Annotated in this window: 13 protein-coding genes; 4 read left to right on the forward strand and 9 right to left on the reverse strand. The window is 39.2% G+C overall.

Translation table 11 applies throughout. The features are described from left to right. Positions 1 to 20: 20 nt before the first annotated feature. Positions 21 to 1,673, reverse strand: a complete 1,653-nt coding sequence (locus ACK8P5_RS14185) for a stalk domain-containing protein (RefSeq protein WP_422656927.1) — start codon at positions 1,671 to 1,673, stop codon at positions 21 to 23. A 71-nt stretch (positions 1,674 to 1,744) separates the two neighbouring features. Then, positions 1,745 to 2,638, reverse strand: coding sequence for a LysR family transcriptional regulator (locus ACK8P5_RS14190; RefSeq protein ID WP_422656928.1), 894 nt, complete (start codon positions 2,636 to 2,638; stop codon positions 1,745 to 1,747). Between the two features lie 126 nt (positions 2,639 to 2,764). Between ACK8P5_RS14190 and ACK8P5_RS14195 the strand changes: the two genes are divergently transcribed. Continuing rightward, positions 2,765 to 3,955, forward strand: a complete 1,191-nt coding sequence (locus ACK8P5_RS14195; protein WP_422656929.1) for a coenzyme F420-0:L-glutamate ligase — start codon at positions 2,765 to 2,767, stop codon at positions 3,953 to 3,955. A gap of 87 nt (positions 3,956 to 4,042) precedes the next feature. Here the strand turns inward: ACK8P5_RS14195 and ACK8P5_RS14200 are convergent, their stop codons facing one another. Then, complete coding sequence (locus ACK8P5_RS14200; RefSeq protein WP_422656930.1) at positions 4,043 to 4,687, reverse strand: Type 1 glutamine amidotransferase-like domain-containing protein; 645 nt, start codon at positions 4,685 to 4,687, stop codon at positions 4,043 to 4,045. 208 nt (positions 4,688 to 4,895) lie between these two features. Between ACK8P5_RS14200 and ACK8P5_RS14205 the strand changes: the two genes are divergently transcribed. After that, entirely contained in the window at positions 4,896 to 5,246 is a 351-nt protein-coding gene (locus ACK8P5_RS14205) for a hypothetical protein (RefSeq protein WP_422656931.1), read from the forward strand. Between the two features lie 94 nt (positions 5,247 to 5,340). Here ACK8P5_RS14205 and ACK8P5_RS14210 read toward each other — a convergent pair whose 3' ends face one another. The 4 genes from ACK8P5_RS14210 to ACK8P5_RS14225 all read right to left on the reverse strand — a co-directional run bounded on the left by ACK8P5_RS14210 (position 5,341) and on the right by ACK8P5_RS14225 (position 8,925). After that, positions 5,341 to 6,129 carry a hypothetical protein gene (locus ACK8P5_RS14210; RefSeq protein WP_422656932.1) on the reverse strand — a complete coding sequence of 263 codons (789 nt, stop codon included), beginning with the start codon at positions 6,127 to 6,129 and terminating at the stop codon, positions 5,341 to 5,343. A 153-nt stretch (positions 6,130 to 6,282) separates the two neighbouring features. Beyond that, positions 6,283 to 7,647, reverse strand: a complete 1,365-nt coding sequence (locus tag ACK8P5_RS14215; RefSeq protein WP_422656933.1) for an amino acid permease — start codon at positions 7,645 to 7,647, stop codon at positions 6,283 to 6,285. A 133-nt stretch (positions 7,648 to 7,780) separates the two neighbouring features. Further along, positions 7,781 to 8,638: a M15 family metallopeptidase gene (locus tag ACK8P5_RS14220; RefSeq protein ID WP_422656934.1), complete on the reverse strand. Its 858-nt coding sequence runs from the start codon at positions 8,636 to 8,638 to the stop codon at positions 7,781 to 7,783. Positions 8,639 to 8,772: 134 nt separating this feature from the next. Then, positions 8,773 to 8,925 (reverse strand): hypothetical protein, encoded by a 153-nt coding sequence (locus ACK8P5_RS14225; protein ID WP_422656935.1) that lies wholly within the window; start codon positions 8,923 to 8,925, stop codon positions 8,773 to 8,775. Between the two features lie 230 nt (positions 8,926 to 9,155). Here ACK8P5_RS14225 and ACK8P5_RS14230 point away from each other — a divergent pair, with 230 nt between their 5' ends. Next, positions 9,156 to 10,421: a cytochrome P450 gene (locus ACK8P5_RS14230; RefSeq protein WP_422656936.1), complete on the forward strand. Its 1,266-nt coding sequence runs from the start codon at positions 9,156 to 9,158 to the stop codon at positions 10,419 to 10,421. A 102-nt stretch (positions 10,422 to 10,523) separates the two neighbouring features. Continuing rightward, the gene (locus ACK8P5_RS14235; RefSeq protein ID WP_422656937.1) at positions 10,524 to 11,441 is read left to right on the forward strand and encodes an aldo/keto reductase; all 918 of its coding nucleotides are present in this window, start codon (positions 10,524 to 10,526) and stop codon (positions 11,439 to 11,441) included. An 85-nt stretch (positions 11,442 to 11,526) separates the two neighbouring features. On the opposite strand, the gene ACK8P5_RS14240 is transcribed toward ACK8P5_RS14235, so the two are convergent. Next, a complete protein-coding gene (locus ACK8P5_RS14240) occupies positions 11,527 to 12,660 on the reverse strand; it encodes a Ger(x)C family spore germination protein (RefSeq protein WP_422656938.1) in 1,134 nt (377 codons plus the stop codon). Then, positions 12,657 to 13,784: a GerAB/ArcD/ProY family transporter gene (locus ACK8P5_RS14245; RefSeq protein WP_422656939.1), complete on the reverse strand. Its 1,128-nt coding sequence runs from the start codon at positions 13,782 to 13,784 to the stop codon at positions 12,657 to 12,659. The genes ACK8P5_RS14240 and ACK8P5_RS14245 overlap by 4 nt, the downstream gene beginning before the upstream one ends. Positions 13,785 to 13,794: the final 10 nt, after the last annotated feature.

Consider the following 13,794-nt stretch of genomic DNA (forward strand, 5'->3'; position numbering starts at 1 on the left):
TTCAAATTATGAAGCCGTCACTACCAACTGTCTGAAGCGGTGAATTTCATGTCCACTAGTGGGGTCTGTTTTGTTATGTTACTGCTATAAAAATTGCTGTCATTTCTTTCTTTCTCTCTCAGATCAAAAGTGATTTCCTCAATCCCACTGTTCCCTTTCACCGTAAGATAGGAATCAACGTTATAACTCTTATTTGAAGAATCTACATAGGAAAAGATTCGATATTGACCAGGCTCAGCAAATAAAGTGGCTTGATTCCCCTGCACTTCGACGGCCATAGGACTTGATGTGCGTTCGTTATACAAACTAAGAAAACCATCAGAGATTGGGATCGAATCACTTGTTAGTGTGACTTTCACATTTAATCTCGGTAGTGTTACTGTATTTGGAACAACATTCCCATCTTTAATTGTTATTGCATAGGTCTGTTGCAATATATATGCGCTGTATGGTACGTAGACATGAACAATCTGATATCTGCCATCCGGAACATCAATATAGACCTGCCCCGAATTAAATTGAATATAATGATATGGGGTTTTAGAGTCGTCTAACGAACGAATACCAACTCCTCCCGAAGAAACCTCAGCCCCATTTGCATCTAAGATTTTAAACGAAGGAAGAATAACTCGTTCTGCTTGAAGCGTCAACCAACGATTAATGTTTTTTCGGACACTATACTCATAAGGGGTTTCCCCATGTTCATTCGCTTTATAAGGATCTGCACCAGCACGTAACAATGATTGGATAATGCTGTAATTTTGAGCGTCTACTGCTCGGTATAAGGGGTTATCGATACCAGGGTCCGCTCCGTGTTTCAATAACATGTTAACTATTTCTAAAGATGGTCTAAGATCCTTTCTGAAATTCCCATTCTCAGACATTCCTATGATGCCCGAAGCTGATTGAAGCAGCGTTCCCGTGTGATTCTTGTAATTCGGATCTAATCCATTCTCAATCAGAATTTCTAGTAGTTCAGCATTCTGACTAACAATTACACTGAAACCAAGGTGTTGACTGTCTGAGTCTACTTTGGCCCCAGCTTTCACTAATGCTCGAGCAGCCTCTGTCCTGTTGTTGCTCACGGCATAAACGAGGGGAATATTATTGCCATATTCAAAATTGAGCTTACCGTTTGGATCAGCCCCACGCTTAATTAAGTTTGTTACGGCCGTAGCATCTCCCCTTCTTGCTGCTTCAAACAAGCTTCTTTGCAGTGCTTTCTTGGATTCGGGACTCAAGCCAATACTGATCTGGCTGTTACTCGCATCATACTTAACACCTTTACCTGACACGATCTCAACAAACCTAAGTGGTACATAGATCCGTCCTTCACGAAGTAGAGGTGGTACAGTCAAATTAAGTTTCCGTTCTCCGATATACATACGCTTCTGGTCTACCTCTCCACGGTATGTATTATCATTATGGATGATTTTGATTGTTTTCTTTCCAAGCGTTGACTGTATCTCGAGTGCATTAAATATGCTTTTTGCATGTAAATAGACATTTCCTTTTACTTTAATCGGTTTTACAGATAGTTTCATCTCGTTGCCGTCTACGATGACGGTGATGCCTGAGTTCCCAGCAGCATTAACAGGGTGCTCTTCTGCAAATAGCGAGATGGGACCAAATAAGAGTACGAGTAAACAGACAACCTTCAACAACCGCGACATGAACAGCCACCTCTCCAAAATAACAAATGGATTTCTCAGCACATTATAGCATTTTAATCATATATTTCCATTTATTTTTCGGATAGTTTAGTATCTATTATTTCAACAAACTTAGTAGATGCTGGTGATAGAGATACACTGTTCAAGAAACATACCCCTATACTTCGCATTGGTATTTCCTTCTGAAGTTGAACTTCATATAATAATCCTTGATCTAAATATTCTTGAGAGAACTGTTTCGTTACACATGCTACTCCTAAATTAATTCTGGCGAACTCTAATAACAGATCATGTGAACCAAGTTCAAAATCCGGTGACATTTTGATACCCTGAGATAACATGTAGTCCTCAACGTATTTTCTGGAATTGGACTTTGATTCAAGAAAGATTAATGGCAGGCTCACAACCTGTTCTAGACTAACTTGACCAGTTAATGTACTTTTGAACTTCTCACCACAAACAAAAATATCCTGTATTTCAATACATGGTCTTGTTTCTAGAGCTGGATCATATAATGGAAGATTACATATCCCAATATCCACTTCTCCGGATTTAATAATCGAGCAAATCTCAAGTGTGGTCCCATTCACAATTTTGAATTTAATGTTAGGGTATTGATTATGAAATGCTTCGAGATAGGGAAGTAAAAAGTAACGGGAAATCGTATCACCAACACCTATTTTTAACTCACCGGTTGTTAGATTCTTAAACTCCAGAATCTTCTCTTCTCCAACATTTATTAAGTTAATAGCTGAATTCGCATATTCAAATAAAAGACTGCCTTGATTCGTTAAAGTAACTCCTTTGGGCGTTCTTGTGAACAAGCGTGTATCTAGTTCATTTTCCAATTGCATGATCGATTGACTTACAGCCGGCTGGGTCATGTAAAGATCTTGAGCCGCTTTGGAGAAGCTTTTTCTTTTGGCAACCATACAAAACACTCTATATAAATCTAATTTACTCATGGTATAAGCACCTCTTATATCTGTTATTTGATATATTAATTTCACTTATATCACATGGTTATTGTATATTACAAATATAAACGTCAATTATTACATTAGATGTACATATATTAAGGAGCGATTATTTTGGAAAGATTAGTTGGAACTGTAGTAAGAGGTCTTCGTGGCCCGATCATCAATCGTGGAGACAGTATCGAAGAAATCGTTGTAGATAGCGTACTAAAAGCATCCGAAGCAGAAGGTTTTACCATCCAAGATAAAGATATCGTTACAGTAACAGAATCGATCGTTGCTCGTGCCCAAGGAAACTATGCTACGATTGATCATATTGCGCAAGATGTAAACTCCAAATTTGGAGACGAAACCGTCGGAGTTATCTTCCCGATTCTAAGTCGTAACCGCTTTGCAATCTGTCTTCGTGGTATCGCAAAAGGCACTAAAAAAGTTGTCTTGATGCTTAGCTACCCATCGGATGAAGTCGGAAACCACTTGGTCGATCTAGATATGCTTGATGAAAAAGGCATCAACCCATGGACTGATGTTCTGACTGAGCAACAATTCCGCGAGCATTTTGGATATGAGAAGCATACCTTCACAGGTGTGGATTACATCGATTACTACAAATCGATTGTTGAAGAATATGGTACAGAATGCGAAGTTATTTTCTCCAACAATCCAAAGACCATTCTTGAGTACACGAAAAATGTTCTTACTTGTGATATCCATACTCGATTCAGAACAAAGAGAATCCTCAAAGCAAACGGTGGCGAGAAAATCTACAGCCTGGATAACATTCTATCCGAATCCATTGATGGCAGCGGATGTAATGAAGCATACGGTCTGCTTGGATCTAATAAATCCACAGAAGATAGTGTGAAATTGTTCCCTCGTAACTGCCAACCTGTCGTTGATAAAATTCAACAAATGCTTAAAGAAAAAACAGGTAAACTGGTTGAAGTTATGATCTATGGCGATGGAGCATTCAAAGACCCTGTAGGTAAGATCTGGGAGCTTGCTGACCCTGTAGTATCACCAGCTTACACTGCAGGCCTTGATGGTACACCGAATGAAGTCAAGCTGAAGTACCTTGCAGATAATAACTTCGCTCACTTAAGAGGAGATGAACTGAAACAAGCCATCTCTCAATATATCAACAATAAAGAATCCGATCTCGTAGGTGCCATGGAAGCTCAAGGTACTACGCCTAGAAGATTGACCGATCTTATTGGCTCTCTATCCGACCTAACTTCGGGTAGTGGAGATAAAGGAACACCAATGATCTATATCCAAGGATATTTCGATAACTATACGAACTAAATGTTCACACATTAGCATAAAACCTCTTCGCTTAACGCGAAGAGGTTTTTTCTCTTTTTGATGGGATTTAGATGAAAGTATAAGGTATTAGAGGGTCTCAACCAATTTCTGAATCTTTGAGTTGGAAATTATGTATACATTGCCTATAATGTCGATTTTATTGTCCTTTACACGAACTGCACCATCTTGGTCTGCCGCCACATATATATCCATTGTATCAGATAAAGGAAACCGTTCCTCAATTAGTGCTTTGTTATCATGATCAAAATGAGCTTCAAAAGAAAAGTAATGAAGAGCCATACCTTCGTAAACAGTGCATTCATCCAAATATTTATTAGACATATTCATCCCACCAGCACTCGTTCCCATTACAACAGCATTACTTTTTTTAATCAAATCCGATAATTCATTTTTCGTCAAAAGATGCTTTTGATGCTGTGGATTCCCACCACATAAAAAAATGACGGAGGCGTTCTGAATGAATCGCTGGGCATCTTCCTTCTGTGTACGGTGATCAATTAAATGATATTCATCAAAAAAAATGTTAGCTTGATTAAACCAATTTCTTTCAAAAGCACTATCAATATTAAGTAACTCATCTTTATAATCAGGTGTTTCGGCGCTAATCATAACAAGGGATTTTCTGACGGTTATATCCTCATTCAGCACATTGACTAACTTCTCAGAAAAGCCCTTATCATAAAACCAATCTAAGTAATAGTGAGTTGTCATACATAATTACCTCCATATAAAATATGTTAATTTATCCATTATGTATATCATAATGCATAGCTCCAGGCGAGATAAAATATTCGATAAAAAAGATTAACATATGTAAAAATATCCATTATTTTGATATAATAGTTTCATTATTTCTACATATTAACATTTTTTTGTTTTTCTCCACTGTTACCCTTTGTCATGAAAGGAGGTGAAATCAATGAAAAAATCACTCATCATTTTGTTGTTAGCGTTCTTCTCTTTCTCTACTAGCGCTTTTGCTTCCTTTACAGCAACATCACACGATCTGTCTGTATTCCAAACAGCTCAACATAAATTAAGTGTTGGACTATGGAGCCCTACCAATGATACTGTTGAACTCTCTCTCTATTCCAAAGGGCCTTCTGGTCAACTTAATAAGGTATTCTCCACTTCCGTGAATGTTGGCCCCACCTCGAATCCTGCAGAGTTTTCCGTAGGCTATCTTAGCGCAGGAACTTATGTTGTCAAAGGACAATTCCAAGGTTCTAGCGGTAGTCTGGGACCTGTCAGTTTAAATCAAGTCTACTAATGTGATAGTGCCTCTCGGATAACTCCAACAATTTTTAATTAATTAAACATTTAAATTTTAAACAAGGGAGCCTATCGACTAGGCTCCTTTAGCCCTATCTCGGTAACTTGCCTTCCGCTGTATGAAGGGTATTCCGAATGTTCCCCTCCCAATCATATACCTTCTTAAGAGATGTTTGAATTCGGTTTAACTCTCCAGTAATCACTCTTAATTCAATAGCAGCACTTACTGCATCCCCCTGCTTAATAGCCGCCTTATAGCGTTTGTCCGCTGTAATCCTACGCTGATTAGCCTCTGCGATCCTCTTATTCTCCTCTGTTACTTGTTTCTTAACTGTTCCCACAGGTGCTAGAGCATCTTTAACGACCTTAGTTTTCGCTGTCGCTTGCTTCTTCGCAGCTGTCAGAGCATCCCGCTTCACCTTAATCTCTTGTCTTGCAGCAGTTACAGATGCTTTAATACGGTTCCGTTTGAGATCATACATGAGAGCAGACTTTTTATTCTTACTCTTTCTTGCTTCCGTAGCCTTCTTCCCAAGCTCCGTATACTCTGCAAGTAGAGGTGCATACTTCTTCTGTGCTTGTTCGGCATCAGACTTCAACTTATCAAGCTTAACTTTGTCAATGAGCTGCACTTGTTTATTTATTTCTTTCAGTTTCTCGTTATTTCGTTTACGTAGATCTGATGTTTGCTGCTTAACTTGTTTATTCGAAGTTTCTAAAATGATTAAGCTATCATAAAGTTGATCTATACTAGTTAATGCATCATCCCACCCACTTCCTGCAGCTTCTGCATACGGTGGTTTTCCTATAAACAATAGGAAGCACGTCAGAACTAGTCCAGACCAGATCATGTAACTGTGGTGTTTGCTTCTTCGTTTCATCAATGAAATCATCTCCTGTATAAATAATATTTTCAAACAAATAGCAAAAAAAGCACCCCACAAGAAAGGCATATTAGCCTATCCTGCGAGGTGCTTCTCCCGCTACTTCATTCGATTGATAATAATATAATATTTGGTTGGCTTAGATGTCAACTATTTTTTCAGAACACCCGTTCCTGTTCTGTTAGGACGAAATTTAATAAACGACCAGATGCTGAGCAGCACCAGAACAGCTAGGCAGATCCCAATACTTAAGCGGCTCTGCTTATCAAATATAAACATAACAGCTATGACCGAAAGAGCAATTACGACAAATCCAGTTACATAAGGGTAACCCCACACTTTAAACGAAGGTTTAATAGGATAATGCTTTCGGAGTTTCAACTGAGAAGAGGCGATACATATCCATACCAATATCACAACGAATCCAGGAACAGCCATCAATATACGAAACAGCTGATCTTGTGCGAATAATCCAAGCATCGAGCCAGCAAGTAGAATAACGGCACACAGATAGAGTGTATTTACCGGGCTTCCCTTTTGGTTCGTTTTAGCTAACGATTTAGGTGCCTCGCCTGCAGCTGCCATGGAGAACAGCATTCGTGATGCACCGTAAATGCCGGAATTCGCCGCAGACAATACAGCTGTGATGAGTATGAAATTCATAATATGCGCTGCACTGGACAGTCCGGTTGATGTAAGAACCTGTACGAACGGACTGCTATCTGGTCCGAGCTGATTCCAAGGAATTAGCCCACAGATGATTAGGATCGGCAGGGTGAAGAACAGAATGATTCTCAGAATAAAGGTACCGACCACTTTCGGCAGTATTTTTTCGGCATTCTCAGTCTCCGTCAAGGTCAGACCAATAAGCTCAGAGCCTCCATAAGAGAACATCACGACCAGCAGAGCCGAGAATATCGACGTCCAGCCACCTGGGAAAAAACCTCCAAAAGCCGTGAAATTGTGAAGATAAGGTGTATGATCACTTGGAATAACTCCGAATATTAATCCTCCACCCAGTACGATAAAGATGAGGATCATAGCAATCTTAATACCTGCAAGCCAGAATTCAAATTCCCCAAATGTACCTACACTTAGTAAATTGATAAGGATTATAAACGCAGCACAAGCCAGACTTAACCCCCACAACGGTACATCTGGAAACCAATATTGCAGAAAGCTGCCTGCCGCAATCACTTCGATTACACATACAGATAACCACATGAAACAGTACATCCACCCCATAACAAATGAGACTTTCTCTCCAAAAGCTTCACGTATAAAATCCTTCATATTCCGATTGGAATATACGGTTGCCATCTCAGCCATTGCAGCCATTACAACTAGAAGCAATAATCCTGCAAAAATATAAGATACAATAACCCCTGGACCTGCAAGTCCAATCGTTTCAGCGCTGCCTTTAAATATACCAGTACCAATGACACCGCCCATAGCCATAAAACTGATATGTCTAGGCTTTAATTTCTTCTGTAATGTTCCATTTGCTTGTCCCATCCATATCCTCCTGGTGTAAACATTCATAACAGTTTATGAATTTTTCAATGTACATTCCAGTATAACCTATTATGCATGTTTGTGAATATATAATATGTCTGGGAGAAGTTACATTGGACACCACGGACCTATATTAATTTTTTTCGATTGTAACAATAACACCATCCGTATTATTTCCTGACAACTCATACATGCTATTCACAGGGATTTCGAAAGTCATTTGCTCGGAAAGAGGAACGAAAGAAATTTCATACTGCTTACCATTAATCGTTGTGGTGTATGTTTTCTGTTCCTTGAGAAACTTCAGATATTCCTCAAGTGTCAGATGTTGCTCCTTCATAATGATACTGTGAGGTAATCCTACATAACGGAAGTGCCAGGGCTCATATTGAATACCTGTTATCTCTGATTTATCTAAAGGATACCGAAGAATAAAGCCGTAATTCCATGCGTACTTCTTGAGCCAAGATCCTTCAGGAGCCACATCAATCGATTTAAGCGTAGATCCGATATCTAAAGAGAGTCCAACATTATGTTCACTGTATCCCGGAGGAAGAGCATAATCGGAACCCATCTCCTGATATAACTTCTTTTGCTCAGTATTGTCTCGGTACCCGCTGCTGATCATAAAATGGTTCACTTCACTACGAGCTGCCGCTGCCACCATCTTGTTAAATTGTTCTGCTACTAGCGTCGATATTTGTATCGTATTATCCAGCAAGCTATATCCCTGAATTAATTCATTGTTTTGGTATAGGTTTACAATATCGGTAGGTAACCCTTCTTTATGAATCGGATACTTCTTATTGACCAGTACGAGGTTCCCTTTATGCACCTGATCTTTCGAAATTTGGATTGTATCATGTGTTTTCTCAGGTTGAACTACCGGTACTTTATTCTCTTGCTCACTATTGCCCATACCTTGCTGTGATTGAACTGATTCACACCCCACTAGCATAACTAATAGAAGCAAGCATAACCACTTCTTCAACTTCAACATCTCCCTTATGTAATATCTATGTAGTCTAGAATATATAGTTTAATAAAAAATGTGAAAAAGCTAAAGAAAATCTTAAGCTGCAAAAAAAAGCCTGCATATTAAGCAGGCTTTTCGTACGACGCTTGTCAATTCGTATCCCTGTCTTTGATCTCTTTTAGTAGTAGTATAACTTGTTCTTGATGTTTCTTCGTTCTATTCACATGATCAATCACATTAATCATTGTGTATACCAATAAGATAAAAAACAACAGCCCCACTACTTGAAATAAACCATCCATTCTAAACTCTCCTTATTAAGTAAATCACTTACATATCACTGCCGATACGCAGGTTTACTCGCTTTAGGGTCTGAACACCATGCCCCCTCTTGATATACAAAACTAAATCATGTGCTATTGAAACTATACCAGATATTTATTCAGTTCATATCTTAACGGGTATTAAAAATGTATTGTGTTTATCACTTTACTGTTTCTAATGTTCCAACAATTGTAGGAGGTTATTGATTATGGAAAAAGCGAAACCTATTCCCAAGGAAGACGGACTGGATAATAGTCTGGATGTTCTCCGTGAGGGTTATTTGTACATTACGAATAGAGCCATCGGCTTTCAATCCGATATTTTTGAGACACGCTTACTAGGTGAACGAGCGATCTGTTTACGAGGTGAAGAAGCTGCCAAGCTCTTCTATGATAACGATAAGTTTGAACGTAAGAAAGCAGCTCCTAAGAGAGTTCTCAAGACCTTGTTCGGCGAAGATGGTGTTCAGACATTAGATGGTGAAGAACACCAACATCGTAAAGCTATGTTTATGTCCCTCATGTCTCGCGAAGCTCTCCACAGGATGAGAGAAATTACACATAAACAATGGATTCTTGCTGTTAAACAGTGGGAATCTCAACAAGAAGTCGAAATTTATGAAGAAGCTCAAGAACTTCTGTGCCGTGTAGCTTGTGAATGGGCAGGAGTTCCACTTCCTGAAGACCAAGTTAAAGAGAAAACAAAATGGCTAGCAGCGATGATTGAAGCTACAGCAGCTATTGGCATAACACATATGAAGGGACGAAATGCACGTTCTAAAGCGGAGAAGTGGATTCAAAATCTGGTAGAAAATGTCCGTAAAGGGGAGATTCATCCATCAGAAGATACGACTCTATACGCTTTCTCTTGGCATCGTGATCTAAGGGATAAACTGCTAGATAAAGAAGTAGCCGCAGTTGAAATCCTCAACATACTTCGTCCAATTGTCGCTGTATCGATCTATGTATGCTTTACAGCTTTAGCTGTCATCCAGCAGCCCGAGGAACGTCAAAAATTAAACAACTCAGATGAAAAGCTCCTTAAGAACTTCGTTCAGGAAGTACGTAGATTCTATCCATTCTTTCCTTTTGCTCCGGCGCGCCCTATTAAAGATTTCACCTGGAATGGATATGACTTTGAAAAAGGTGTGCTCACGATTCTTGACTTATATGGAACCAACCACCATCCCAATCTGTGGGACAATCCCGAGCTTTTCAATCCGGATCGATTCAATGATTGGAATGGAAGTCCATTTAACTTCATCCCTCAAGGCGGTGGCGATTACCATACGGGACATCGTTGTGCAGGAGAATGGATTACAATCGAAATCATGAAGGAAAGCCTAGACTTTATGGCTAATAAAATGAGGTATGAAGTACCTGTGCAGGATGTAAGTTTCAGCTTCAACGATATGCCCTCTCTTCCACATAGTCATATTGTTATCCAGAAAGTAAAACCTTTGTTCGAAAAATAAAAGTTGAATACACACCCACCTGCATGTCACAATTAGGATTAGGCAAGCAGGTGGGTTATTTGTCTACGCATTTAACCGAATATGATATGGAGGTCCAAATTCATGAAAACGATTAAACTTGGAAGCAGTTCACTTGAGGTACCCGTTGTGGCCGTTGGCTGCATGCGTATAAATTCGCTGGAGAAAGCTGAAGCAGAGCGTTTTGTTCGAACTGCCCTTGAAGAAGGAGCAAACTTCTTTGATCATGCTGATATTTATGGCGGTGGAACCTGTGAGGAAATATTCGCAGATGCTATACATATGAACGCAGAAGTACGCGAACAGATTATACTCCAATCGAAGTGTGGGATTAGACAAGGGATGTTCGACTTCTCTAAAGAACACATTCTAAATTCTGTAGATGGTATTTTGAAAAGACTCAACACAGAGTATCTGGATGTCCTTCTTCTACATCGCCCGGACACACTTGTAGAACCGGAAGAAGTGGCTGAAGCATTTGATCAACTAGAAAGCTCCGGTAAGGTTCGTCATTTTGGCGTATCCAACCAGAATCCAATGCAAATTCAGCTTCTGAAAAAAGCTGTAAAACAGCCGTTAGTGGCTAACCAGCTTCAACTAAGTATTACGAACACAACCATGATTCAAAGCGGTATCAACGTTAATATGGAGAACGATGCTGCCGTAAATCGTGATGGTAGCATTCTGGATTTCTGCAGACTCCATGACATTACAATCCAGCCTTGGTCACCGTTCCAGTATGGATTTTTTGAAGGGGTATTCCTAGGTAATGATAAGTTCCCAGAACTGAATATGAAAATTGACGAGATAGCAGAAAAATATAATGTAAATAACACAACAATTGCAATTGCATGGATTTTGCGTCATCCTGCGAACATGCAGCCCGTTATCGGCACAATGAATGCTAATCGTCTTCAAGATTGCATCAAAGCCAGTGATATTAGACTGACTCGTGAGGAATGGTACGAGATTTACCGTGCGGCAGGTAATATTCTTCCTTAACCCGAACTTATGCGTCATACAGCACATCTCAATAGAACAAACAGCCACCCAAAGAAATAAAAGGTGGCTGTTTTTTTATCGTAGTCTATTCAATAATGCCAGTGCGAATGACTCCGACATTAACTTGACCATGAAGTGTGGTTTCAGGGAACATTTTACTCCAGTTTTCCTCAATCATATCCGAATTTCCGACCCTACTGCGATAAATCTCACCAAAGCCCACACAATCCGAATTCAACCTGCGCAGTTTATTCAAGAACTCTTGGAATTCTTTGTTTACTTCGTAATGAATCTGCTTCTTCAAAGCATCAATCGCACCTGGCTCGATAAACTTGTATCTTTTTGATACTTCCTGTATATCAATATCCATATCGATGGATGTATCAAATTTGAGGTTCTTCTTATCCACGAGCTTGATCTTCCCCTTAGCTTTTATAACACTAAATACAACGCGTACATTATTGGAATCTTGTATTAAGTAGTGATCCATACCACTGTGTTGCATCTCTTCCTTCTTGATGTTTAATTCATATAGATAAGGAATATCTGCCCCCTTCAGTGTCTTAATGAAAAATCCCTCTTTAGGCGAAGCTTCTCCTACGATTTCATCTTTATTAAGAAGTGTGAGACCTTTCAATACAACCTCATCCTCTTCTCTTTTTAGCAAGGGTATCGCTAAATCGGTTCGATTAAGCCCTCTTGACCGCGTAAAGTCATGCAGTGTCATCGACGGGGTCCAGTTTGTCTTTACATTGTGCTCCAATAGATCATTAAGAGCTATCGCAATATTGGAATGATTCTCATATTTGTAATTCAAAAGCTCTTCAGGTGAGCCGTCCACAATCGCAATCTTAATAAGATCACTAAAGAACGGATCCCGGCTGAGAACTTCAATTTCTTGAATCATCTTTAAGCGAAATATGTCATGATCTAATAAAATGATTCGAATTTGCCCCGTTGCTAGCTTATTTGGGAGCATTTGATTCATTTTTTGACGAGCCCCTTTACTTGTTTCTGCTTCTACAGATACCGTTCGGCTTGTATTTTTAGAATCAGGCTGTGCATTGATAAATGTACCCGACACTTGGAATTTATTATTCTCTTTCACTTCATAAGCAAGTGCGATTAATATCGACTGGTCTTCAAGAACCGTTGATCGTTGACAGGCGCATAATGCGATCAGAAGAATCAGAGCGGCGCTTAATCTTAATGTTTTCAAGATGCACCTCCTCCTCTGTCTCCAGCTTTGCGTGCACGAACTTTGAGCACTATCAATGCGATTAAGCTTAATAAAAAAGGATATAAGAATGACAGCACCGAACTACCTAGCCCGACCCACTCCCCTAGTTTATCTATGTTTTTACGCCCCTCCATCATAACGGTAACCGTTGACGCTATTAGAATGACTGTAAGAAGCACTAACTTCTGATTCCAATTCCACATGCGTTTAAACCCTCTCGAAATTGCCCAAGCATTGATTAATATCCCAGTTAATACCATCAACATCCATATCGAAATGACTATAAACTCCAAACGTTCTGAAAACGGAAATTTCAATATTTTCAACATATTAAATGTTGGCCAAATTGAGCGCTCTAACTGTGACGAGGAGAAATACGCTACGGAAAGAATCATGATTATAAGATAAATCAAGTTCCCAGTTAATAAGGAAAACTGAGAGTGATACATCGCTCTTTCCTTATTTCTAACATAAGGATAGATGAGCATAATAAATTCAAACCCAGCCAACGTAAAACTCATTCTAAAGGCACCTCTGAGAATATCTTTCATGTTACTTTCCATGATCGGTAACAATTGGGTCCATATGGAATATCTTAAAGTCACCAGACAAAAAATAACGGTGACTAGGATAACAACAAAGCCCAATAAACACATTCCTATAATAACCCGAACACCACCAAATCCCGCATAGATGATAAGAATAGCCAGAAGTGAAACAATCAACCAACTGCTCATATCCGGAAACATCCACACCTGAATAACCAGTACATAGGATCTCATTATTAATATTGAGACTAGTAGATAAAATATTATGTAAATACAGTTGAATAATGTCCCTATATACTTGCCAAACAAATCATATTGAATTCCAAATATATCGGCAGATTCGTATTTATTAAGCATACGAATGATTAACCAAAGCACCGCATGGGCACATAGGCAGGCAATCAATACTGAGATCCATGCATCATGCTTCGATACATGAAATATATAACGTTGAAAACTGAAAATTCCTACGCCGATCTGCACATTGCAAATAAAGAAGAACAGGAGATAAGCATGAATTTGACTATTCTTTGGTGGATATGTTTGAACCTTCATAAGCTTAACC

It is taken from the genome of Paenibacillus sp. EC2-1 (assembly GCF_049311625.1).
Lineage (GTDB): Bacteria > Bacillota > Bacilli > Paenibacillales > Paenibacillaceae > Paenibacillus_AQ.

Bases quoted from the DNA above. Each gene is read 5' to 3' on its own strand.
- ACK8P5_RS14215 (WP_422656933.1), bottom strand. From the start codon at position 7,647: ATGGGACAAGCAAATGGAACATTACAGAAGAAATTAAAGCCTAGACAT.
- ACK8P5_RS14190 (WP_422656928.1), bottom strand. From the start codon at position 2,638: ATGAGTAAATTAGATTTATATAGAGTGTTTTGTATGGTTGCCAAAAGA.
- ACK8P5_RS14225 (WP_422656935.1), bottom strand. From the start codon at position 8,925: ATGGATGGTTTATTTCAAGTAGTGGGGCTGTTGTTTTTTATCTTATTG.
- ACK8P5_RS14230 (WP_422656936.1), top strand. From the start codon at position 9,156: ATGGAAAAAGCGAAACCTATTCCCAAGGAAGACGGACTGGATAATAGT.
- ACK8P5_RS14210 (WP_422656932.1), bottom strand. From the start codon at position 6,129: ATGAAACGAAGAAGCAAACACCACAGTTACATGATCTGGTCTGGACTA.
- ACK8P5_RS14235 (WP_422656937.1), top strand. From the start codon at position 10,524: ATGAAAACGATTAAACTTGGAAGCAGTTCACTTGAGGTACCCGTTGTG.
- ACK8P5_RS14200 (WP_422656930.1), bottom strand. From the start codon at position 4,687: ATGACAACTCACTATTACTTAGATTGGTTTTATGATAAGGGCTTTTCT.
- ACK8P5_RS14205 (WP_422656931.1), top strand. From the start codon at position 4,896: ATGAAAAAATCACTCATCATTTTGTTGTTAGCGTTCTTCTCTTTCTCT.
- ACK8P5_RS14185 (WP_422656927.1), bottom strand. From the start codon at position 1,673: ATGTCGCGGTTGTTGAAGGTTGTCTGTTTACTCGTACTCTTATTTGGT.
- ACK8P5_RS14245 (WP_422656939.1), bottom strand. From the start codon at position 13,784: ATGAAGGTTCAAACATATCCACCAAAGAATAGTCAAATTCATGCTTAT.